Source organism: Staphylococcus sp. URHA0057 (genome assembly GCF_000620265.1).
GTDB classification, from domain to species: Bacteria; Bacillota; Bacilli; order Staphylococcales; family Staphylococcaceae; genus Staphylococcus; species Staphylococcus pasteuri.
Map to the genome: position 1 here is coordinate 225645 of NZ_KK211097.1, position 24895 is coordinate 250539.

25 protein-coding genes and 1 pseudogene are annotated in these 24895 nt (G+C 32.7%); 24 read left to right on the forward strand and 2 right to left on the reverse strand.

Going from position 1 to position 24895, the window contains the following annotated elements:
• Nucleotides 1-235 precede the first annotated feature (235 nt).
• Complete coding sequence (locus N524_RS0112360; protein WP_029056693.1) at nt 236-1189, forward strand: hypothetical protein; 954 nt, start codon at nt 236-238, stop codon at nt 1187-1189.
• A gap of 99 nt (nt 1190-1288) precedes the next feature.
• Nucleotides 1289-1840, forward strand: coding sequence for a hypothetical protein (locus tag N524_RS0112365; RefSeq protein WP_142403649.1), 552 nt, complete (start codon nt 1289-1291; stop codon nt 1838-1840).
• Nucleotides 1841-1896: 56 nt separating this feature from the next.
• Here the strand turns inward: N524_RS0112365 and N524_RS13005 are convergent.
• Nucleotides 1897-2933, reverse strand: a pseudogene (locus tag N524_RS13005) (PTS sugar transporter subunit IIC).
• A gap of 314 nt (nt 2934-3247) precedes the next feature.
• On the opposite strand from N524_RS13005, the gene N524_RS0112375 reads away from it, so the two are divergent.
• From N524_RS0112375 to N524_RS0112390, 4 genes are all read left to right on the forward strand, one after another.
• Nucleotides 3248-3469 (forward strand): hypothetical protein, encoded by a 222-nt coding sequence (locus N524_RS0112375; RefSeq protein ID WP_017637798.1) that lies wholly within the window; start codon nt 3248-3250, stop codon nt 3467-3469.
• Between the two features lie 171 nt (nt 3470-3640).
• Nucleotides 3641-4198: a sugar O-acetyltransferase gene (locus N524_RS0112380; protein WP_029056695.1), complete on the forward strand. Its 558-nt coding sequence runs from the start codon at nt 3641-3643 to the stop codon at nt 4196-4198.
• A gap of 263 nt (nt 4199-4461) precedes the next feature.
• Entirely contained in the window at nt 4462-5823 is a 1362-nt protein-coding gene (brnQ, locus tag N524_RS0112385) for a branched-chain amino acid transport system II carrier protein (RefSeq protein WP_029056696.1), read from the forward strand.
• 186 nt (nt 5824-6009) lie between these two features.
• Nucleotides 6010-7377: an MFS transporter gene (locus N524_RS0112390; protein WP_029056697.1), complete on the forward strand. Its 1368-nt coding sequence runs from the start codon at nt 6010-6012 to the stop codon at nt 7375-7377.
• Between the two features lie 288 nt (nt 7378-7665).
• Here the strand turns inward: N524_RS0112390 and N524_RS0112395 are convergent, their stop codons facing one another.
• Nucleotides 7666-8214, reverse strand: a complete 549-nt coding sequence (locus N524_RS0112395; protein ID WP_029056698.1) for a cysteine hydrolase family protein — start codon at nt 8212-8214, stop codon at nt 7666-7668.
• Between the two features lie 161 nt (nt 8215-8375).
• Here N524_RS0112395 and N524_RS0112400 point away from each other — a divergent pair, with 161 nt between their 5' ends.
• The 18 genes from N524_RS0112400 to N524_RS0112485 all read left to right on the forward strand — a co-directional run bounded on the left by N524_RS0112400 (nt 8376) and on the right by N524_RS0112485 (nt 24894).
• On the forward strand, nt 8376-8735 hold the full coding sequence (locus N524_RS0112400; RefSeq protein ID WP_017637794.1) for a DUF2294 domain-containing protein: 360 nt from the start codon (nt 8376-8378) through the stop codon (nt 8733-8735).
• Between the two features lie 157 nt (nt 8736-8892).
• Entirely contained in the window at nt 8893-9918 is a 1026-nt protein-coding gene (locus N524_RS0112405) for an NAD-dependent formate dehydrogenase (protein WP_029056699.1), read from the forward strand.
• Between the two features lie 239 nt (nt 9919-10157).
• Nucleotides 10158-10781: a nuclear transport factor 2 family protein gene (locus N524_RS0112410; protein ID WP_029056700.1), complete on the forward strand. Its 624-nt coding sequence runs from the start codon at nt 10158-10160 to the stop codon at nt 10779-10781.
• Between the two features lie 17 nt (nt 10782-10798).
• Complete coding sequence (locus N524_RS0112415) at nt 10799-11743, forward strand: amidohydrolase family protein (protein ID WP_029056701.1); 945 nt, start codon at nt 10799-10801, stop codon at nt 11741-11743.
• A 190-nt stretch (nt 11744-11933) separates the two neighbouring features.
• Nucleotides 11934-12815, forward strand: coding sequence for a ribose/proton symporter RbsU (gene rbsU / locus N524_RS0112420; RefSeq protein ID WP_017637789.1), 882 nt, complete (start codon nt 11934-11936; stop codon nt 12813-12815).
• Between the two features lie 18 nt (nt 12816-12833).
• Nucleotides 12834-13238, forward strand: coding sequence for a D-ribose pyranase (gene rbsD / locus N524_RS0112425; RefSeq protein WP_029056702.1), 405 nt, complete (start codon nt 12834-12836; stop codon nt 13236-13238).
• Between the two features lie 23 nt (nt 13239-13261).
• Nucleotides 13262-14170 (forward strand): ribokinase, encoded by a 909-nt coding sequence (rbsK, locus tag N524_RS0112430; protein WP_029056703.1) that lies wholly within the window; start codon nt 13262-13264, stop codon nt 14168-14170.
• A 167-nt stretch (nt 14171-14337) separates the two neighbouring features.
• The gene (locus N524_RS0112435) at nt 14338-14784 is read left to right on the forward strand and encodes a MarR family winged helix-turn-helix transcriptional regulator (RefSeq protein WP_029056704.1); all 447 of its coding nucleotides are present in this window, start codon (nt 14338-14340) and stop codon (nt 14782-14784) included.
• A gap of 37 nt (nt 14785-14821) precedes the next feature.
• Nucleotides 14822-15826 (forward strand): NADP-dependent oxidoreductase, encoded by a 1005-nt coding sequence (locus N524_RS0112440; RefSeq protein ID WP_029056705.1) that lies wholly within the window; start codon nt 14822-14824, stop codon nt 15824-15826.
• A 19-nt stretch (nt 15827-15845) separates the two neighbouring features.
• Complete coding sequence (locus tag N524_RS0112445) at nt 15846-16532, forward strand: type 1 glutamine amidotransferase domain-containing protein (protein WP_029056706.1); 687 nt, start codon at nt 15846-15848, stop codon at nt 16530-16532.
• A 389-nt stretch (nt 16533-16921) separates the two neighbouring features.
• Complete coding sequence (gene cntK, locus N524_RS0112450; protein ID WP_029056707.1) at nt 16922-17761, forward strand: histidine racemase CntK; 840 nt, start codon at nt 16922-16924, stop codon at nt 17759-17761.
• Nucleotides 17761-18576 carry a staphylopine biosynthesis enzyme CntL gene (gene cntL, locus N524_RS0112455; protein ID WP_029056708.1) on the forward strand — a complete coding sequence of 272 codons (816 nt, stop codon included), beginning with the start codon at nt 17761-17763 and terminating at the stop codon, nt 18574-18576. Before cntK ends, cntL begins: the two co-directional genes overlap by 1 nt.
• On the forward strand, nt 18569-19858 hold the full coding sequence (gene cntM / locus N524_RS0112460; RefSeq protein ID WP_029056709.1) for a staphylopine biosynthesis dehydrogenase: 1290 nt from the start codon (nt 18569-18571) through the stop codon (nt 19856-19858). The genes cntL and cntM overlap by 8 nt, the downstream gene beginning before the upstream one ends.
• Nucleotides 19859-19927: 69 nt before the next feature.
• Nucleotides 19928-21526, forward strand: a complete 1599-nt coding sequence (gene cntA / locus N524_RS0112465) for a staphylopine-dependent metal ABC transporter substrate-binding lipoprotein (protein WP_017637777.1) — start codon at nt 19928-19930, stop codon at nt 21524-21526.
• 12 nt (nt 21527-21538) lie between these two features.
• Complete coding sequence (opp1B, locus tag N524_RS0112470; protein WP_017637776.1) at nt 21539-22474, forward strand: nickel/cobalt ABC transporter permease; 936 nt, start codon at nt 21539-21541, stop codon at nt 22472-22474.
• Nucleotides 22471-23340 (forward strand): staphylopine uptake ABC transporter permease subunit CntC, encoded by an 870-nt coding sequence (cntC, locus tag N524_RS0112475; protein ID WP_017637775.1) that lies wholly within the window; start codon nt 22471-22473, stop codon nt 23338-23340. Before opp1B ends, cntC begins: the two co-directional genes overlap by 4 nt.
• Complete coding sequence (gene cntD, locus N524_RS0112480; protein ID WP_017637774.1) at nt 23337-24152, forward strand: staphylopine uptake ABC transporter ATP-binding protein CntD; 816 nt, start codon at nt 23337-23339, stop codon at nt 24150-24152. The genes cntC and cntD overlap by 4 nt, the downstream gene beginning before the upstream one ends.
• Nucleotides 24145-24894 (forward strand): ABC transporter ATP-binding protein, encoded by a 750-nt coding sequence (locus N524_RS0112485; RefSeq protein WP_029056710.1) that lies wholly within the window; start codon nt 24145-24147, stop codon nt 24892-24894. Before cntD ends, N524_RS0112485 begins: the two co-directional genes overlap by 8 nt.
• Nucleotide 24895: the final 1 nt, after the last annotated feature.

Sequence of the window (24895 nt, forward strand, 5' to 3'; positions counted from 1 at the left end):
AATTTACAATATTATTATAAGATATTCAAACTTAAAGTATAAATTTATTTTCATTTATTTTATTTAATGATGTATAGTACATCAATCATTTATATCTATATTGTGAAATATTTTGTTTCACGTCTATATTTATATAAAAATATAGTATAGTCTGTATGTATAAAGTATTTTTGCAATAAATGTAAATTTATGTATATTTAAATTAAATCATTAACTAAACAAAGGGGACTTATTAGTGAAGAAATTGTTATTTTTAAGTGGGACAGCACTTTTATTATTAGCAGCTTGTAATAATGATGACTCATCAAGTGAAAACAAAGGTGCATCAAATGTAGAAGATAGTCAAAAGAGTGAAAATAGCAGTAAAGGTGATAATTCTAAATCATCTTCTAGTAAAGACAGCTCAAATAAAGAAAGTAATTCAGATAGTTCGAAAAGTTCATCTAGTAATGACATAGCTAACTTATCTGAGAAAGAGAAAGTAGCTTTAGTATTTTTAGCGAATGAATCAGGTAAATATACTTTAACGAAAAATGATATTTTGACTGGTAGATATACAGCTCAGATGTCAGATGGTAAAGAGACTAAAACTTTGAAAAATTTTGCTGTAAGTAGAGAAATTCAAGATATTCCAAATTCACCTGAAGGGATGAAATTTTATGGTGTATCTCCTTCTGTAGGAATGTTTGGTTCTATCATAGGTGTCAGTGACGATAAAATTTATTTAGGTGGTACTCAAAGCGAAATTCCTTCATATAAAGATGCTTTAAAGTACGGTGAAGAACACGACACTAAAGAAGTCTACGAAAAATATAAAGATTCTAGTGAATTTGAATCAGTAGCTAACAAGGTTAATATTTATGATAAAATGCCAACATTCTCAGATGATGACGATGAAGAAAGTGACGACGATTCAAGTTCAGATGATAATAGTTCATCAGATAGTAGTTCTGATTCTGAAGAAGTTACACGTGATAACGTCATTGATAAAGTAGAATCCTACGAAGGAGAAAATTTAGATACAGACGAATATACATTTAAAGAACCTGAAAAAACAAGTGATGGTAAATGGGGATTCTCATATGATGATAAAGATGGCAATTTAGCAGGATCATATACTGTAGATGTTGATGATGGCTATGTGACGAAATATGATGAAAATGGTGACAAAGTAGGTTCAGGATATTAAGTTTTAATGCAACTCATAATAATGTATAAGAAGTATATACCTTATAATCAACGACTTCTATAAGAAAGGATTAAATGAAATATGTTTGAAGCGCCTGTTATGGAATGGTTTATAACATCCCTCATTGTATTTGTAATTATTTTATTAGCTGTAGAATTAATCAATTCTATAAGTAAAAATAAGAAAAGAATAATGGACATAGCAATAGAGTTAGACAGTTGGGTAAAATATTGTTTGAGTTTGGCTTATGTTGTCCTTATTTCAATAGGTATCTACGAATTCACGTTTTATTTTATGTTAGAAGCAGCAACACTTTGGGCGATTGTATTTCCAGTTACAATCATTGTCATATTTACACCATACTTACTTTTATTTTTACCATTATTTAAATATACAAGTACTTGGGGAATATTTCCCATTATATTGTGGAGTATGGTCAGCGCATTACCTTTAACTTATGGTATAAATCTATTAATAACTTCAAAAATGAGAACTACTGAATCTGATGTAGTCGCTTATACTAACGGTGAGGAAGTCTTTAAGTATGTCGGTGGCGCTTCGTTGGTTATAGTAGCAGTAACAGCCATAGTATTGATTATTATTAAATCAGTAACAAAAAAATATACAAAAGAATTAATTAGTGAAGAATAATAAAAAACCATCTCCCAATTGCGAGTTTAGCCGCATTTTTGGGAGATGGTTTTATTCTATGAATGTTTCGCTTTTTTGTTACCAGGCATTGGGATGTGTAAGTGCATTAAATCAAATTTTTTAATTAATGTGCCAATAATGTAAGCGAGTATTAAGCTAGTAATTGCTACGGCAATAATTGTTATAGCGGATGATACTGGATTATTAAAGCCAAATAGTACAATGGCACCTGCAATAGGCGTTGCCATACCAGTTACGCCTATTTTTAGACCGCTAAATGTGATAATGCAAGCATTGACCATACCTATAATAGCGTTGGTTCCGTATAATACGGACGCATATTTTACAATTAAATCAATTTGTGTCAATGGTTCTATAAAGACGGCGAAACGATTTGGTTTTTCGCCAATTTTTAAAATATTGAATAGCGTAAAGTTTACAAATGATGCGCCGGTACAAGTAATCGCACCGATAGCCATTGGTAGACCAGTTAGACCTAAAATACTTGCAAGTACCATTGAGCTTAATGGTGTCATACTTGTTACTGGAATAATCAGACCTAAAATAATTGCGAGTGCGTATGGACTGCTATCGCCAACTGAGTTAACAGCGCCGGCAATTTGGTTTAATACGGCTGTTACGCCTGGGTTGATTAGAGAAGCGAGTCCATAAACTAATGCTGGTGCTATGAGTATAACTACGATTAAATCTAAACCTTCTGGTACTTTCTTTTGAATAAATTTAATAATGAATGCAACTATATATGCAGCGATAAACGCTGGTAATAAACTGAAATCTTTTAATACTAAACCTACGATAATAGCGAATACTGGTGATACGCCTAAATTGATACATGTGAGTATACCCACTGCGATACCACCTAGACTACCTGCAAGATCCCCGATGTCTTGTAAGAATTTAATATGTAAGATACCACCTATGGCATAGCTTAAGAATGCTTGGGGAAGGAATGTCGCACAAGCTGCACCTGATAATGCTTGTAAGCCTTCCTTACCGTATGGTGCAAATTTTAAAATAAAGTCATTATAATTAACACGGCGACAAGTGTTCCAACGCCTAAAATAATATTCATGTATATTAACCCCTTTAGTACAATTTAAATACCATCTCTATAAAAAATCATTTCACAATTGTAACATAATGTTCAAAAAATTAAATCGCCCACAAATAATTATTATTAAATATTTAATCTTTTTGAAAATTCAAATTCAGAATTCGAGTTGTAAATCTATATAGAAGTTAAAAAAGTATACAATTCGTTTGGAAATCATTTGTTTATTTTTACAAAATAAATGTTTTAACAATATAGACATAAAATATAACAATTTACATGTATAAATTTATGTTTTGGGGTATATAATATACACAACAGAGGGGGAGATTCTTATGAAATTTTTCAAATTAGATTATCAACACAATAAAGATATTGTCGACGATAATGTTCTAACTATGTTTGTTATTGCTAAAAATAAAGATGAAGTAGAAGAATTTGCTAAAAAATTAGGCTACGCAGTGGAAAACATTAAAAAATTAAGTCAAAAAGAATTTGACCACGAAAAAGAAGTCACTGAACATTATAGATTAGAACATGCAGATCAATATTTATAATGTTTAAGTGTAACAAGTAAAGTAATAAAAGGGGTAAGCTGTAGATTGCTAAATATTGGCAGACTACAGCTTTTTGAATATCACTAAAAAACTCATAATTACAGAGTTATTGATTGATATATTAAGTTAAATTCACATTGAATAATATAGAAACGAGAGGGTCGGATTACTATGAGAGAAATTGAAAAACTTGATAAAGGTATGCCATATCATTTTGATGATAAAGAAGTAGCAGATCGTAAAGCAAGAGCCGCGCAATTATGCCAAGAATTTAATGCCATTCCTGCTACAGATCCAGAACAACAGGAAAAGAAAATTCGTGAAATATTAGGTTCAGCTGGAGATAACATTTCTTTCCAAGCTACATTCAATTGCGATAATGGAAGCAATATACATGTAGGGCATGATGTATTAACTAATTATAATCTTACTATTTTGGATATTGCACCAGTAACAATAGGAAATCATGTCATGATAGGTCCAAACGTCGATATTTATACTGTTAATCATCCTTTGAGTGCAAAAGGCAGACGAGAATATTTAGCACAAGCAAGCCCAGTTAATATAGGAAATGATGTTTGGATAGGAGGCAAGGTAACTATTACAACGGGTGTTACGATAGGTGATAATGTAGTTATCGCATCAGGTGCAGTAGTAACAAAAGACATACCTGATAACTCACTTGCAGCAGGTGTACCAGCTAAAGTCATTAAACAATTAGAAGAATAGAGGCATAAACAGTTTTAATGAATCGCTAATTTCTGCAGTGAAGAATAAATCGGCTAATAATAAAGTTTTGAAAAGCTATACGAAAAAGGTCTGTTTAAATATGTAAAATCAATTATTAAGTGCATTAAAATGTAATTTTATACATTTATGTGTAATGATGAACCATTATTGTCTAATTTTTAAAAATTTTCTTGTTATTTACATTTTTCCTTTACAAAATATAATGTATAATGAACAAAAAATAACTAGGAGAATAAACAGACATGATGAAAAACAAATTGACATTAAAAGAGAATATTTTTATCGGATCAATGCTATTTGGTTTATTCTTTGGTGCAGGGAATATTATATTTCCAATTCATCTAGGACAAACAGCAGGATCAAACGTATTTATAGCCAATTTAGGATTTTTAATTACAGCCATTGGGTTACCATTTTTAGGTATCATAGCAATCGGTATGTCTAAAACAAATCGCATTTTTGAAATTACTTCAAGGGTAAGTAAAACGTACGCATACATATTTACAATAGGTCTATATTTAGTAATCGGACCATTCTTTGCTTTACCTAGGTTAGCAACGACATCATTTGAAATTGCATTTTCACCATTTATCTCATCAGGTGCTGCGAAGATTTATTTACCAGTTTTTAGTATTATTTTCTTCTTATTAGCATGGTTCTTTGCGAGAAAACCATCTAAAATTTTAGATTACATAGGGAAATTTTTAAATCCTGTATTTTTAATCTTATTAGGTATAGTTGTTGTCTTAGCCTTTATCCATCCATTAGGTGGATTAACTAATGCGCCAGTAAGTGCGGATTATAGTAAGAGCCCATTGCTCAAAGGATTTATTGATGGTTATAATACTTTAGATGCATTAGCGTCACTAGCATTTGGTATTATCATCGTAACAACGATTAAAAAGTTAGGTATTACAAATCCTAATAGTATTGCTAAAGAAACAATTAAGTCAGGAACAATCAGTATTGTATTAATGGGTATCATATATAGCTTACTTGCGTTTATGGGTACAATGAGTATCGGTAAGTTCAAAGTAAGTGAAAATGGGGGTATCGCATTAGCACAAATCGCAAGACATTATCTTGGAGATTACGGCATCATTATCCTATCATTGATTGTTATTGTGGCATGTTTAAAAACAGCTATTGGATTAATCACAGCCTTTTCTGAAACATTTACTGAGTTGTTCCCGAAACGTAGCTACTTAATGTTTGCGACAGTAGTCAGTATTTTAGCATGTGTATTCGCTAACGTTGGTTTAACGAAAATCATTATGTATTCAACACCTGTATTGATGTTCATTTATCCATTAGCAATCACAATTATTTTATTAACATTAATTAGTCCATTATTTAACCACTCAACTATTGTTTATAGATTCACGATTTTCTTCACTATGATTGCTTCATTCATTGACGGAGTTAAAGCAAGTCCAGAACCATTTTTAAAAACATCATTTGCTAAATTCATTATTTCATTAGGTGAAAAATACCTACCATTCTTCGATATTGGAATGGGATGGATTTTACCAGCATTGATTGGCTTTATTATTGGCTTCATTGTTTACAAAGTTCGTTCAAATAAATCTTCAACAAATGAATAGAGTTATAAGCGTGTATTGCGTCTATCCTTAATAAGATAGGCGCGATTTTTTATATCAATTAAACAAATATTCATTAATATTATATGCGAAATAAAGAAGGCTTAAATGAATATTTATTTTTACTTAATAATGAATTAATAATCATTAATTAAGCTTAATCTAACGAAAATCTAAAGGATGGTTAATATGGAAATGGTAAAGTCTAAGCAAGATTTATACAGAATTATTGATGATTCTGATAAGCAACAGACTTCTAAAATGTTACTTTTAATGGTATTGGGAACGATATTTTTAGATGCATATGATATTACCATTTTAGGAACAATGACTGATCAAATTACAAAAGAGTTTCATTTATCTCCCACAATGTTATCCATTGTGATGACATCTTTACCTGTAGGTGCATTGATAGGTGCGATTTTTGGAGGGAGTTTAGCACACCGTTTTGGGAGAAAAAGAATCCTTTCTATTTCTCTTTTAATTCTTATCGTTACATCATTATGTGCAGCCATATCACCTAATTTATTTATATTGTTAATTAGCCGATTTTTAATGGGAATCGCTATTGGTATGGATAGTCCAGTTGCCTTTACATTTATTGCAGAAATTAGTAATAAAGTACAAAGAGGTCGTAATGTTAACTACTGGCAAGTTGTATGGTACATCGCTGTTGTAATATCTTCATTAGTGGTCATTATGTTTTTCTTATTAGGTGTAGGAGAACTCTTATGGAGAATGGCAGTTGCATTTGGAGGAGGTATTGCCCTCATATTATATATTATGAGATTGAAGTATCTGAAAGAAAGTCCGACATGGATTGTTAATCATTTATCTCTTAAAGAAGCATCTCTATATATTCAAAAGCATTATGACGTTCAAATTCAATTAGTAGAAAATGAAACAGATGTTAAAGAAATAGACACAGCTAAACCTGAATATAAAAGACTTTTAAAGCCGCCATACTTAAAAAGAATTACACTAGCAACAGCAATTTCTACCTTACAAGGAATGCAGTATTATGCGGTTGGTTTATATATCCCTATAATTGCAAAATATATGATAAGTGAAGATAAACTAGGTGTGCTACTTGGGACTGGAATTGTTAATATTGCTGGTATTATTGGTGCTTATTTAGGAGCACAATATACCTATCGGATAGGTACACGTAAACTCACAATGATAGGCTTTGCTATTGTACTCTTTGTCATGATTATGACGGGATTATTATATAGTGTTATGCCTATGATAATTAATTCATGTTTAATCGCACTATTCTTATTTGGACATGCAGGGGGACCAGGTACACAAGGTAAAACGATAGGAGCAATGTCATTTCCAACGCAATTACGTTCACAAGCGACAGGAATTGTAGAATCAGTAAGTAGAACAGGTAGTATTATAGGTACGTTCATATTCCCAATTATTTTAGCAACTGTAGGTTTAAATCAAACCATGTTAATTATTGGTCTTGTACCTTTAATAGGTTTAACAATTACGTTCGTACTGAAATGGGAGCCAGTTGGAAAGAATGTTGAGAATGAACTGTCTAATTAATGCAGACAAAGGGGCTAATTGGGGGAGATGCTTGTATATAACTGTCAGAAAGGGATTAATCGACTAGGGGGTAAGTGTTCGGTTTGTCTGAAGTTAGTGTGCCGGAAGTCTAAAAATCTACTTTTCTTCAGTGTGATCTTCCCCTCCCCTATCTAGATTGATATGGCAGATCATTAATAATAAAGAAGACCTTCTCATTGCACATAAAATGCAATAAGAAGGTCTTTAGTTATAATTCAGATATTAGATTATATATCGCTCATTTCAAATATGAGAGCAAAATCTTTATTATTTAGTTAAAAATTCTGAAGTTGTTGTTACTGAAGCGAAGTTTGATAATGCTGAAATATATGCAGTTTGAACATTTTTAGCATCGACTGTTTCGCCATTATACTCTAAATCACAAGTAGCAGTTGTATCTTCAACTAGAATAGGTTGATAGCCAAGTTCAGCCGCAGCTCTTGTTGTAGAATCAATGCACATATGTGTCATCATACCTGTAATCACAAGTTGTTCAACACCTTGTTCTTTTAAAGTGTCTTGTAAAGTTGTACCTAAAAAGCTATTAGGATATTGCTTTTCAATGATAATATCATCAGATTGTACGTTGAATTTTTCATGAATTTCAATACCATTAGTACCTACTTCAAATAAAGGTGCACTTTCAGTATGATCGATATGTTGAATATAAATAACAGGTAACTGTTGTTCTTTAAATGCATCTTTCAATTGAACTGCTTTGTCTGTAGCAGCTTCAGGATTAACAAGTGGGTTTTTACCACCTTCAAAGTAATCATTTTGTATATCTATAATAATGAGTGCTTGTTTTTTCGCCATTTTATCTCTCCTCAACGTTTTGTTAATTCTAACGTATTTAACTTTAAATAATAAATAAAAGCAATTGTGTCTAAATTGTGAGCAAACCTCTTGAAAATTTTGTCAAAAGTATTACAATGGTATCTGTAACGTAATTGAAAACGCTTCTTAATTAGAAGAAGGTGAGTCAAATAGATAAAAGAAAAAAAGAGCAAGCCTTTGCTAATCTTGTACGCGCCTATCGCAAAGAACATGTGGGTAAAGGCCCTGAAAAAATCAATGTTGATTTTAAAGACAATTGGGCAATAGCTTTTATGCAAGGCGCATTAAGTAAAGTTGAAAACTTTTACTTGCGTGATGAACGTAATGAAGAAATGTTACGTCATGCACGAACACAAGAAGTAAAGCGTCTATATGATGAGGTCAATCCTGATGAGATGGAAGAACTTGTCGGTGCTAAATTTGTAAAACTATTTACAGATGTTGATTTAGCTGCTGATGAAGTAGTATCAATATTTGTTTTCGATAAATCAATAGAATAAGCGTGCTGGTGTAAGGTACCTGGTGCTGTTTGCTAACTACGCTTGAATAAAATTAATTATTCAAGGGGGTGATATGTGCAAATAGTAGCAGGTATTTTTGTGTATTAAGAAGTAATTTAAATTTTAAATAAAAAATTTTATAGGAGTGTATTATTTTATGAAAATAGTAGCATTATTTCCAGAATATGTAGAGGGCGAAGAAAATCAAATTTTAAATACTAAAAAAGCAATTGGTTTAAAACCATTTTTAGAAGATAAAGGACATGAATTAGTTATCTTAACAGATGGTGAAGCTGACTTAGATAAACACTTAGCAGATATGGATATTGTTATTAGTGCACCATTCTATCCAGCTTATATGACTAAAGAACGTCTTGAAAAAGCACCAAACTTAAAATTAGCTATTACTGCAGGTGTCGGTTCTGACCACGTTGACTTAAAAGCAGCTAGTGAAAACAATGTGGGTGTTGTAGAAGTAACAGGTAGTAATACAGTAAGTGTTGCAGAACACGCTGTTATGGACTTATTAATCTTACTACGTAATTATGAAGAAGGTCATAGACAATCAGTTGAAGGTGAATGGAACCTTTCTAAAGTTGGTAATGACGCACATGAATTACAAAATAAAACAATCGGTATCTTTGGTTTTGGTAGAATTGGTCAATTAGTAGCTGAACGTTTAGCACCATTTAACGTAACAATTCAACATTATGACCCAATCAACCAAAAAGATAATGAACATTCAAAATTTGTAGATTTTGAAACATTAGTATCAACAAGTGATGCAATTACTATTCATGCACCACTTACACCAGATACAGATACACTATTTAATAACGATGTGTTAAGTAAAATGAAAGAAGGTAGTTATTTAGTTAACACAGCTAGAGGTAAAATTGTAGATACAGAAGCATTAGTAAAACAATTAGAATCTAAACACATTCAAGGCTATGCTGGCGACGTATGGTATCCACAACCTGCTCCTGCAGATCATCCTTGGAGAAATATGCCTAGAAATGCAATGACTGTACACTATTCAGGTATGACATTAGAAGCACAACAACGTATTGAAGAAGGTACAAAAGATATCTTAAATCGTTTCTTTAACAATGAACCATTCCAAGACAAAGATGTGATAGTTGACGGAGGTCAAATCACAAGCGCAAGCTATAACGCAAAATAATTCACACAACACCCTAGCCATGGATATTACCCTTTCCCATCTCCCTTAAAAAATATAAATATATAATAGAGAAACATTGTTTACCCCTGGACAGTGTTTCTCTATTTTTTATTATTTAGCATCAATTACAAATTGGTTGTAATTTAGGTTTATCTTTTTCATAATAAACGGATAGATGTCCACATATTAATTGGAATGAGCAAAACTAGACTTTAGTTATAAATTAAAGGAGATAGATTATGTTATTCGAAAGAAATAAACCATTTACGAATGAAACGTTACTTGATAAAGAAAATATATTAGAGTTGATTCAATTTGAAAGATTTTGTCGTGATAACAGTCTTTGGGATAGTATGTATCAATGTTTTTCAGAAGATTCAACGGTAAATATTTCGTGGTTTAAAGGGTCAGGCGCTGAATTTGTAGAATCATCAAAAGAAATGAATCGTTATGCACCGCATCAAATTTATAATTCACAGATTTGGATTAATCAACATAGAGCAGTTGCAATTATGCAGGCAACAATCCAAGCACGATTACCTATTGAGGATGTTCAAATGCAACTCAATTCAGATGCGAAAATTGTGTATGGATTAGTTAAAGAAGGAGACACTTGGTATATCCAAAATATGGAATGTGTCTATGAAAAAGATAGTCTTACACCTGTCGTACCTTCAACGATTACTATTCCAGACGAACAGTTACAAGCATATCGTTCAAGTTATGCATGCTTAAGTTATTGCCTAAATTACATTGGTTATAGTGTAAATCATGAATTACAAGGTATTGATCGACCAGAGCAATTGAACGATTATTATCAACGTTTAGATCAATGGTTAACTTATCAAAACGACACGATATAAATAAAGGAGTATTAAAGATGAAAAAAATAGACTTACATTCACATTATATTTCACCAGGATTTGTGAAATTTTTAGATGATTATTTTGATGGTAAAGGTTACGGTGTACCTACGCCTTCATTTTCAATAGATAGTTATTTAAAGTTAATGGAAGATGAAGAGATAGATTATAGTGTATTATCTATTTCAAGCCCACATTTAAGTGCTGCACCAGATAAAGAAATGCTTGAGTTAACTGAAGAAGTGAATACCTATGCTGCTGAGATGGTAACAGCGCATCAAGATAAATTAGACTACTTCGCATCATTACCATTACCTTTAGTAGACGAGAGTATTCAAATGATCGACCATGCCTTAGATGACCAACATGCATTAGGGTTTACATTACCAACCAATGCACGAGGTATTTATTTAGGTGATGATCGTTTAGATAAAATACTTGCTAAACTAGATGAACGTCACGCATTAGTAGCAATTCATCCCAATGAACCTAAACCAGTTAATGATTCAATTAAAGAAAAAATACTATCACCATTGATGGAATTTTTCTTTGATACGACACGCGCGATTATTTTCATGAGTCAAAATAATGTGTTTAGTAAATATCCTAATATTAAATGGATTGTGCCACATAGCGGTGCATTGTTACAAGTGATTGCACAACGTGTGAGCATAGGTAATAAAATGTTTAATGTTGAAAATGGACCGGATGATATCGAACAAGTTATGAAAAACTTATACTTTGATTTAGCTGGTATGGTATTACCTTATCAATTACCAACATTATTAGAAATGGTGGATGAAGATAAAATTGTGTATGGTGCAGATGCGCCTTATACAACTGATGAAGTAATTAAATTATTAGCGAATCAGCTTGAATCTACAGATCAATTATCTAATGAACAAAAAGAAAAATTCTTATATAACAATGCAAGTAAATTGTTAGGATTTTCAAATAAATAATAGTATTTAAAAAAGGAGCGTTCCGATTGGAATGCTCCTTTTATATTTTGAATAAGTTATGACAATAAATCAGAATAAATCTTTTGTCCTCTTAATATTTCATCAATTATACATGATAGTGCTATACTTGAGTAAAGCGTTTTCCTAAAAATTTGGTCATTATAAAAAATATAGATAGAGGTGTTTAATAATGAATTTAGTCGCAATACTTATTGGTTTAGGACCACTAATAGGTTGGGGTCTATTTCCAACTATCGCTTCAAAATTTGGTGGTAAACCAGTAAACCAAATTATAGGTGCTACTGTCGGAACATTAATTTTTGCCATTGTGTTCTTTGCATCGACAAGTCATAGTTTCCCAACAGGTATGGATTTATTCTTTGCACTGTTATCAGGCGCAGGGTGGAGTTTTGGTCAAATCATGACATTCAAAGCATTTGAATATGTAGGATCATCACGTGCAATGCCAGTAACAACAGCATTTCAATTGTTAGGTGCTTCTTTATGGGGCGTCTTTGCACTTGGTAACTGGCCTGGTGTTACAAATAAAATTATCGGATTTATCGCATTAATTGTTATTTTAATTGGTGCGCGTATGACAGTTTGGGATGAGCATCCAGAAGCAACAAATAGCAAATTATTAAGAAAAGCAGTTGTGATTTTATTAATTGGTGAAATTGGTTATTGGTTATATTCAGCAGCACCACAAGCGACAGATATCGGTGGTAAAGCAGCATTCTTACCACAAGCAATCGGTATGGTGATTGTAGCTGTTATTTATGGATTGATGAACATGAAAGAAAGTAATCCATTTACTATGAAAGTAACATGGTTGCAAATTATCTCAGGTTTCTTCTTTGCATTTGCAGCGTTGACATATCTTATCTCTGCACAACCAAATATGAATGGTTTAGCAACAGGTTTCGTACTATCTCAAACTTCTGTTGTGCTTGCAACTTTAACTGGCATTTACTTCTTAAACCAACGTAAAACATCTAAAGAAATGTTAGTCACTGTCATTGGATTAGTACTTATTTTAGTAGCAGCGACTGTAACAGTATTTATCAAATAATAAAGAGGAGAGATTTTGATGAAGAAAACAGCATTACTCAATAGTCATGTATCAAAAGCTATCGCAACGATTGGTCATTATGATTTACTGACAGTTAACGACGCGGGAATGCCTATCCCAAATGATGATAGAAGAATTGATTTAGCAGTAACAAAGGAATTACCTAAATTTATTGATGTACTAGAAACAGTATTATCAGAAATGAAAATTCAAAAAATTTATTTAGCTGAAGAAATCAAAACAAATAATGCGACACAGTTAAAACAAATTAAAAATTTAATTGATGATGATGTGGAAATTGAATTTATTCCACATTCAGAAATGAAAGCATATTTAAGTCATCCATTAAATAAAGGAAATATACGTACTGGTGAAACTACACCATTCTCTAATATCATCCTTGAATCAAACGTAACATTTTAATTAATTGAAACGGAGAGGTTGTTATGACTAATAAAGTCGTTATTTTGGGATCTACAAATGTAGACCAATTTTTAACAGTTGAACGATATGCCAAACCAGGGGAAACATTACATGTGGAAAAAGCACAACAATCCTATGGTGGCGGTAAAGGTGCCAACCAAGCTATTGCAACAGCACGTATGAAAGCTAATACGACATTTATTTCTAAAGTAGGTAAAGATGGATTAGCGCAATTTATGTTTGACGATTTTAAAGATGCAGGTATGAATATAGATTATATTTTAGAATCTGAAACTGAATCAACTGGCCAAGCATTTATCACTGTTGACGCGCAAGGTCAAAATACGATTTACGTCTATGGCGGTGCAAATATGGCCATTACACCAGAAGATGTTGTTAGTGCTAAAGAGGCAATTACACAAGCAGATTTCATTGTTGCACAGTTAGAAGTACCGGTACCAGCAATCATTGAAGCTTTCAAAGTAGCAAGAGCAGCAGGTGTAACGACAGTCTTAAATCCAGCACCAGCCAAGGAATTACCACAAGAATTATTGGAATTAATTGATGTGATTGTGCCTAATGAATTTGAAGCAGAAATATTATCAGGCACTCCTGTCACAGATGAAGCGTCTATGGCACAAAATGCGAATTATTTCTTAGGATTAGGTGCAAAAGTGGTCATCATTACTTTAGGAGAACAAGGTACATATTATGCCGTTGAAAATAATTCTGGATTAGTACCAGCTCAAAAAGTAAAAGCCATTGATACAACAGCAGCAGGAGATACTTTTATCGGCGCTTTCGTCAGTCGATTTAATATGGAAGAACGTAATCTTGTTGAAGCCATTGATTTTGCTAACAGGGCAGCTTCACTTACAGTACAAAAATCAGGCGCACAAGCCTCTATTCCTTTAGCAGAAGAAGTAGAATAATTATATAAACCTCTGATAGTCTTCTTTTTGAACGGCTAATCAGAGGTTTTTAATTTCTAAAAAGTTTTAATCAAATCAATCATTTGAATTATAAAGAAAGGTATCTTATATTTAATAGTACACTGGGTGTACTATTAAATAATTACTTTTGAAATAGGGGCAATAAAATGAATATTAATCAACTAGAACAATCTATTAACCAATTTCATGTTGTTATGATGCACATTAATAAAGAAATCGATGACATGGTTAAAGAAACAGGACTTGGTGATGTATTATCAAGAGAACAAATTGAAGCACTTAGAATGATACAAGCTAATGGTTCAATGACTGTTGGAGAATTAGCTACACAGCAAAATATATTTAAGACGGCAGCCTCAAAGAGAATAAATAAACTTCAAGACAAAGGCTATGTAGCGCAAGCACCTTCTGATAATAAGCGAATTAAATTAATCACATTAACTGATGACGGTGAGAAATTGATTAGTGAAGTAACTTCAAAAATTGCTAATGCTTTGAAATCAAGATTAAATAATGAATTTAGTGAGCAAGAACTTATCGACTTCGTGAATCAACTCGATAAACTAGAACAAGTATTAAGCAGACATCATTAAACATTCATTTAAAGGAGAGATAAAGATGAAAACAGATATGAGGGCAATGGTTATCTATCAATATGGAAATAACCCTGTAACTGAAACACGTATGCCGATACCAAGTATGAATCCAAATGAAGTAAGAGTAAAAATTATAGCAGCAAGTATAAATCCTATAGATTCTAAAATTAGAGATGGTGAGTTACGTATATTATTGAAATATCAATTCCCGCTCATACTAGGAAATGATTTTTCTGGTGTCATTACAGAAGTTGGTAGTAACGTAAAACAATTTAAAATTGGAGACGAGGTATATGGTCGCCCACGTAAAAAGAAAATAGGCACATTTGCAGAGTATATTTCAATTGATGAACATGATATTGCTTTAAAACCAAATAATTTAACTTTTGAAGAAGCAGCGAGTGTACCTCTTGTTGGTCTAACATCATATCAAGCGCTTAATGATATGATGAAACTTAAAAAAGGTGATAAAGTATTAATTCAAGCTGGATCAGGTGGTGTAGGTACATTTGCTATTCAATTGGCTAAAGCAATGGGATTATTTGTAGCGACAACAGCAAGTCCTAAAGGATACGACCTTGTATCACAATTAGGTGCTGATAAAATAATTAATTATAGAGAACAAAACTTTTGGGAAGAAATATCAAACTATGATGGTGTATTTGATACATTGGGTGGATATAATTTGAATCATTCATTTGAGGTACTCAAGACTGACGGTACAGTGGCATCAGTTTCAGGTATTCCAACAACTAAACTAGGACGACGTTTGAAACTTGGATTTGCTAAAACTACCCTATTAGGCTTGGCATCCTTAAAATTATTACTTAAAGCGAAGAAACATCATGTCAATTATGAATTTTTATTTATGGAACCTAGCGGCGAACAGCTTGAAATCATTCGCAACTTAATTGAAAAAGGTCAAATTAAACCAGTTATAGATAGAGTATATGATTTTAAAGATACTCAACAAGCTATTGAATATTCAAATAGCGGTAGAGCTAAAGGGAAAATTATTATTAAGATGGAAGATAAATAGAGAATAGGGAGCCGATACAATGAAAAAAATAATGATAGTAAATACAAGTACTGATGTCTTTGAAGGTACTGAAATACCAACTGGTTTATGGTTAAGTGAACTCGTACATTTTTATAATCAATTTAGAAGTGATGACTACCAAGTCGATTTATTCAACATTACAGGTGGCAACACACCTATCGATCCAGTAAGTCTTGGACGTCTAACATTAGATAAAACGACTAAATCATATTTATATGATGAGAACTTTATGAATTTATTGAAGTATGCGCAACCTATTGCTGAAGCGGACCCTAAACAATATGACGCCATTTATTTTACAGGTGGTCATGGTGTGATGTTTGATTTTCCTGATAATAAAGATGCACAAAATGCAATTAATGAAATTTATAATCATGGTGGTATTGTTTCAGCTGTATGTCATGGCATCGCAGGGTTATTAAATGCTAAAAATAGTAAAGGCCGTTTCATTATTGATCAACATCAATTGACTGGATTTTCAAATGTAGAAGAAGTGCTTGCCAATCGTAAAAATGTTGTTCCATTTAAACTTGAAGATGAAATTAAACGTCGTGGCGCACATTATAGTAAAGCTAAATTGCCATTTCGTCCATATGTTGTTGTTGATGGACAAATCGTTACTGGTCAAAATCCACAATCACCAGCACTTGTTGGTCGTGAAGTACAAGCATTGTTAAATAAATAGTTAGAATAAAAATCATATCGATATGTAATTTTTTAATTATGTTACACATACCTATAATAATAAAATAAATTATTAAATACGCGCATAAGATCACCTTACTAAGACACATAGTAAGGTGATTTTTTGTATATAGAATAGACATTTTTGATGGGTTTAATATATCAGTATCTATCCCATATTTAAAGGCACAAATTTAATAAATATATGGAATTTTAATGAAAATTATTATCAATTATATTGACAATAATATCTTAGTCGTATATTATCTTCTTTAAATCGTAATAATTACGATTTATTTCGTGCAACTATTTTGCATTTTTGGATATATAGGTCAGAACTGGCTTATATCAATAAATGTAAAAAGAATTTACAACATAAAGGAGTATTATATGCAACGACAAGTTGTTGAATTTTCTAAGTATAATCCGTCTGGAAATATGACTATTCTTGTACATTCACAACATTGTTCAAGTGACTATGCAAGGATTGCCAATCAACTAATGGCATATACACATGTATGTTGTGAACAAGTAGGTTTTATAGAATCTATGAAGCAAGATAGCGGTGAGACATTTCGTTTAGTAATGAGTGGAAATGAATTTTGTGGCAATGCAACAATGTCTTACATTCAATATTTAAAGGAACACAAACTACTGACATCAAAACAATGTTATGTCGATGTATCTGGATGTGAAGAGTTAGTACCTTGCACGATACATGGTTATCAATTATATGAAGTTGGCATGCCCCAAGCACAGCAAGTATCACAGGAATATTTACATATTGGGCAACAGGTATGGCAAGCGATAAAGGTGACATATGACTCATATGTACATTATGTCATTCCTATAGAAGATATTTCGCCGTTCATTAAGCATCAAATAGAGCAATATGTTAAAAATCAGCAGTGGGATAATCAATATAAAACCATTGGCATCATGTTATTTCATGTGCAAAAACAATTTCTCCACCCTTTAATTTATATACCAGAAGTGGAAAGTTTAATTTGGGAGAATAGCTGTGGTTCTGGGGCGGCTACTATAGGTGTATTTAATAATTATCAAAGTCAAAATCCGTGTGCTGATTACATTGTATATCAACCAGGTGGCAGTATTTCAGTAACATCTAAGCACTGCCCGACTCATGGATATCGTACTTCAATTAAAGGTAGCGTATCTACTGTTGCATCAGGAAAAGCTTATATAGAACAGGAGACGATGGTAAATTGATGAATTCAAAGATAGAGATAGATCATCTTTTACAACAATATTTAAATCAATTTGAAAAGGTGTATCAAGATGTGATTCAGAATCCAAATGACATTAATAAGTTAGAAACATTGGTTGATAGCTATAGTCAATTCATATTGGATTCAACACAGCAAGAACAATTTGTAGCTTGGCAAGATGAAGAGAGAAAACATCAACTCACGCAACAACTACAAGACATTACAGCACAGTGTGTAAAACAAGTTGAAATGATAAGAGCAAGACGATTGTTAGACGGTAAGACGTCTACCTCAGGATACTTTGACAATATTGAACATTGCATTGATGAAGAATTTGGACAATGGCGTATAGGTAAGGATGATAAATTGTTACTTGTTGGATCAGGTGCGTATCCAATGACATTAATACAAGTTGCTAAAGAAACTGGTGCTTCTGTTATTGGTATCGATGTTGATAGTGAAGCTGTGGACTTAGGTCAACGTGTCGTTAATGTATTAGCACCTAACGAAAATATTGAAATATCAAACAAAACTGTAGATCAAATACCAGATATCAATGAAGTGACACATATTATTTTTAGTTCAACCATACCTGTTAAATATGACATCTTAGACCAACTATTTGAATTAACGAACGATAACGTGGTTGTAGCTATGCGTTATGGCGATGATCTGAAATCGATATTTAATTATCCCTCACAACCAACATTAACGCATCATTGGCAATGTGTTTATCGATTAGTACAAGAGAATCAAATTTTTGATATCGCATTATATCAAAAGCCTTTGTTAAAAGAGGATAAAACGTATGTCTAATGTACTAATTATTGGTAGTGGTCCTGTTGGCGTACAACTAGCACAAATTTGTCATCAATTATCAATTAAAGATATAGATATGGTTGGTCGTGCTACTACATCCGAGAAATCGTTAGCAGTCTATAACGGTTATCAACACGACGGTATGTTCAAAGTTACAACGCAAAATGAAGCTCATAGTCAATTTGCAGGGGAATTCCGAATTCGTCGTTTTTATAAAGACATTCAACATGTGAATCAACTATACGACACAATCATTTTGGCATGTACTGCCGATGCGTATTGTTCTATGCTGCGTCAATTAGATTCCAATACATTGCAAAAGATCAAACATATTATATTAGTGTCGCCGACGTTTGGTTCGCATATGATGATAGAACAATTAATGAAAGACAAGAATGAGGATGTTGAGATCATTTCATTTTCAACATACCTAGGAGATACAAGAGTCATTGACTCGGCTCAACCTCATTGTGTACTTACAACAGGAGTGAAATCGAAGTTATTTGTAGGTTCGAATCAACAATCATCAAATTTAATGAATCAATTACAGTTATTATTTAAGAGATTAAATATAAAGCTTTCAGTGATGAATACACCATTACATGCGGAAATACGTAATAGTTCACTATATGTACACCCGCCATTGTTTATGAATGATTTTTCATTAAAAGCTATTTTCGAAGGTACAGACGTACCTGTTTATGTATATAAATTATTTTCAGAAGGACCAATTACAATGACGCTAATTAGTGAAATGCGTCAGATGTGGCAAGAGATGATGGCAATATTACAGAAATTAAGTGTGCCCTCAGTCAATCTTTTGAAATTTATGGTTAAAGAAAATTATCCAGTGAGACCAGAAACGTTAAAAGAGGTGGATATCAGTCAATTTAAATCTTTACCTAGCGTAAAACAAGAATATCTACTCTATGTGAGATATTCAGCTATATTAATTGATCCATTTTCACAACCAGATCAAGAGGGTCGCTATTTCGACTTTTCAGCGGTTCCGTTCAAACAGTTATATCAAAACGAAGAGGGTGTCGTACATATACCAAGAATGCCTAGTGAAGATTATTATCGTACAACGGTTATTCAGTCTATTGGTAAAGCTTTAGAAGTGCCTACACCTATGATAGATGAATTGTTAGAGAGATATAAAACATATTGTCGACATTACCAAAGTCAACATCCGCATCAATCACTATCTTCTCAATTTGAGCTTAATCATTTCCAACAGGATATATCACTCATTAAGACTTATTTAGCAATGCAATAGGGATTTTTTAAAGATTTGAGGTTTTAAGAAGAGACAACACACTTTTCAATATAGAAAGAGGAAAAATTAATGAAAACAAAAACTAAAATAAGCGCAATTTTATTAGCATCAGGAATTGTATTAGCGGGATGCGGTGGCGATAAGGCATTACAAGATAAAAAGGATCAAAAGACATTATCCTATACAACTGTAAAAGATATTGGTGATATGAACCCTCATGTTTATGGTGGATCAATGTCAGCGGAAAGTATGATATATGAACCATTAGTACGTAACACTAAAGATGGTATCAAACCATTATTAGCTAAGAAATGGGACATCTCTAAAGACGGCAAGACGTATACGTTTCATTTAAGAAAGGACGTCAAATTCCATGATGGTTCAAAGTTTAATGCAGACGCTGTGAAGAAAAATATTGATGCCATACAACAAAACAAAAAGTTACATTCATGGTTAAAGATTTCGACATTAATTGATGATGTCAAAGTGAAAGATACATACACGGTACAAATTCATTTGAAAGAAGCATATCAACCTGCATTAGCAGAATTAGCAATGCCTCGTCCATATGTGTTTGTATCACCTAAAGACTTTAAACATGGAACGACTAAAGATGGTGTGAAATCGTTTGATGGTACAGGTCCGTTCAAAATGGGCGAACATAAGAAAGATGAATCTGCTACCTTTAATAAAAACCAACACTATTGGGGAGAATCTTCTAAATTAAATAAGGTAGAAGCAAAGGTTAAACCAGCAGGAGAAACAGCATTCTTATCTATGAAAAAAGGTGAGACTAACTTTGCATTTACTGATGATCGAGGTACAGATAGTTTAGATAATGATAGTTTAAAACAACTCAAAGAAACTGGAAATTACCAAGTCAAACGTAGCCAACCGATGAATACCAAAATGATTGTTGCTAACGCTGGTAAGAAAGATAGTGCGGTAAGTAACAAATCGGTTAGACAAGCCATTGGACACATGGTTGACCGCGATAAAATCGCAAAAGATATTCTTGATGGAGAAGAAAAACCAGCTACACAACTTTTTGCAAAGAACGTGACAGATATTAATTTTAATATGCCTACGCGTCAATTTGATAAGAAAAAGGCTGAAGCATTATTAGATAAAGCAGGCTGGAAGTTAAATAAAGATAAACACGTACGTCAAAAAGACGGTAAAGACTTAGCTATGTCAATGTACTATGACAAAGACTCAACAAGTCAGAAAGAACAGGCAGAATTTTTAGAAGCAGAATTTAAAAAGTTAGGCGTCAAATTAAATATAAATGGTGAAACATCAGATAAAATTGCTGAACGTCGTACATCTGGTGACTATGATTTAATGTTCAATCAGACATGGGGATTACTTTATGATCCACAAAGTACTATTGCTGCATTCAAATCAAAAACAGGTTATGAAACTGCTACATCAGGTATTAAAGACAAACAACAGTTATATAACAATATCGACAATGCATTCAAAATTAAAAATGCGAAAGAACGTTCAAAAGCTTATCAACACATTTTAAAACAAGTCGATGATGAGGGTGTCTTTATTCCAATTTCTCATGGCAGTATGACCGTAGTAGCACCTAAAGACTTAAAAAATGTATCCTTCACGCAATCACAATATGAATTACCATTTAATGAAATGCAATATAAATAAAGGAGCATCTAAATGTTCAAATTAATAATAAAACGTATTGCACTCATGTTTCCGTTATTGATTGTAGTGAGTTTTATGACATTTATGATGACGTACCTATCCAATGAAGATCCTGCTGTAACGATTCTACATGCACAAGGAACACCGAATGTTACAGAGCAATTAATTACTGAGACGAAAAAGAAGTATGGTCTTGATGCACCTATTCTTATTCAATATAAAGAATGGTTACAACAAGCAATACAATTTAAATTTGGGACAAGCTATATTACAGGAGACCCGGTTTCAGAACGTATAGGTCCTGCATTTATGAATACATTAAAATTAACATTAATTTCTAGTCTATCAGTTATGGTGACATCTATCTTTTTAGGTGTGGTGAGTGCACTAACTAGAGGTCGTAGTACAGATCGAGTAATACGATTGATAGCATTCTTTTTAACAGCTTTACCATCATATTGGGTAGCATCAATGCTCATTATTTTTGTATCAGTTAAGTTAAATTTATTACCAACATCAGGATTAACTGGACCAGAAAGTTATATTTTACCCGTTGTAGTTATTACAATGACGTATGCTGGTATTTACTTTAGAAATGTACGACGAGCGATGATTGAACAACTTAATGAGGAGTATGTGATGTATTTAAAAGCGAGTGGTGTACATACTATAACCTTATTAAAACACGTATTACGCAATGCATTACAAGTCGCTGTATCTATTTTCTGTATGTCGATACCTATGATTATGGGTGGTTTAGTCGTTGTTGAAAATGTCTTTGCTTGGCCAGGATTAGGACAATTGAGTATTAAAGCAATTGTCGAACATGATTTTCCAGTTATACAAGCTTATGTGTTAATTGTTGCAGTATTATTCATTGTCTTTAACACACTGGCAGATATTATTAATGCCTTGTTGAATCCTAGGTTGAGGGAGGCGACAAGATGATGATTATAAAACGATTATTACAAGATAAAGGTGCAGTGATTGCATTAATTGTTATAGCGACTTATATCATACTCGGGTTAACAGCACCGCTCATTACAGTCCATGAACCCAATCATATCGATACAGCGAATAAATTTGCTGGTATTAGCACATCACATTGGTTAGGCACAGACCATTTAGGAAGAGATATATTGACTAGGATTATTTATGCTATTCGACCAAGCTTATTATATGTATTGATTGCATTATTTGTATCGGTCGCAATTGGAGCCATACTCGGATTTATATCTGGATATTTCCGGGGTTATATTGATGCATTGATTATGCGATGTTGTGATGTCATGTTGGCATTCCCAAGTTACGTTGTCACTTTAGCGTTAATTACATTATTCGGAATGGGTGTGGAAAATATTATTCTGGCATTTATACTTACACGTTGGGCATGGTTCTGCCGTGTAATACGTACTAGTGTCATGCAATATACCGCAGCCGATCATGTAAAATTTGCTAAAACGATTGGTATGAGTCATTTATTGATTATTCGTAAACATATTCTTCCATTAACATTAGGCGATATTGCCGTTATTTCTAGTAGTGCCATGTGTTCTATGATATTACAAATGTCAGGATTTTCATTTTTAGGTTTAGGAGTAAAAGCACCAACAGCGGAGTGGGGCATGATGTTAAATGAAGCACGTAAAGTGATGTTTACTCATCCTGAATTAATGGTGACTACTGGTATTGTTATTGTCATTATTGTTATGGCATTCAATTTTCTATCAGATGCGTTGCAAGTGGCAATAGATCCACGCATTTCTTCAAAAGAAAAATTACGTGCAGTTAAGAAAGGTGTGATGCATGAATGACGTTGTTAAAAGTAAATAATTTAACAATTATAGATTCTTGGACAGGTAATGTACTTGTTGATGATATTAACTTTCAAGTTGAACATGGTGAAACACTAGGTTTAATAGGTGAAAGTGGTAGTGGTAAATCCATTACTTGTAAATCATTAATTGGACTTAATCCTAATCGTCTTAAAGTTACTGGAGACATTTGTTTTGAAGGTCAACAACTATTGAATTTGTCAGAGCAACAATTACGACAATATAGAGGTAAAGATATTGCGATGGTCATGCAGCAAGGTGCAAGAGCTTTTGATCCGTCATCAAGAGTCGGCAAACAAATGATGGAAACAATGCAAGCTCATACATCATTATCAACACAAGAAATTGAAGAAACGCTTATTAAATATATGACGTATATGAATTTAAAAGATCCTAAAACCATTTTGGCATCTTATCCATATATGTTGTCAGGTGGCATGCTGCAACGGTTAATGATTGCTTTAGCATTAGCATTAAAACCAAAACTCATTATTGCAGACGAACCAACAACTGCATTGGATACGATTAATCAATTTGACGTGTTGGAAGCATTTGAAGATATTAAACAACATTTTGATTGTGCCATGATATTTATTTCGCATGATTTAACAGTTATTCATAAAGTTGCAGATAATGTACTCGTTATGAAAGAGGGACAATTGGTTGAAGAAGGAACTAAAGAAGCGGTCTTGCATGATCCTCAACATGAGTACACGAAATATTTATTATCCACAAAGCAAAAGGTGAATGATTATTTTCAACGTGTAATGAGAGGAGATTGTCATGCTTAAAATATCAAATGTTGAAAAGCATTATGACAAACGAACGCGATTTAGCTCTAAAACAGAACCTATCGTTAAAGATGTAAGCTTCGATTGTCCTGTAGGTCAATCTATCGCTATTATCGGTGAGAGTGGCAGTGGTAAGTCTACACTAAGTCGTATGATATTAGGCATTGAAAGACCAGACAAAGGTAACGTGACATTAAATGAGCAACCGATGTATATAAAAAAGGTAAGACGTCATCAAATTAGTGCAGTATTTCAAGACTATACATCGTCATTACATCCTTTTCAAACTGTAAGAGATATTTTATTCGAAGTCATGTGCCAGTGCGATAAACAAAGCTTGAAAGAAATGGAAACAACGGCAACTCAATTATTAGATGAGGTAGGATTATCCAGTAATTTTCTAGAAAAATATCCCAATATGCTATCGGGCGGAGAGGCACAACGTGTTGCTATTGCAAGAGCAATATGTATTAACCCAACATATATTTTATTTGATGAAGCCATAAGCGCGCTAGACATGTCGATACAAACTCAAATTCTAGATTTATTGAAACGGTTAAAAGAAGAACGGAACTTAAGCTATATATTTATTACGCATGATATTCAAGCGGCAACGTATTTATGTGATCAATTAGTTATTTTTAAAAATGGTCAAATTGTGGAAAGCCTTCCCACATGCCATTTAAATACAACACGTAATGCTTATACAAGAGCGTTAATAGAGAAACAACTATCATTCTAAG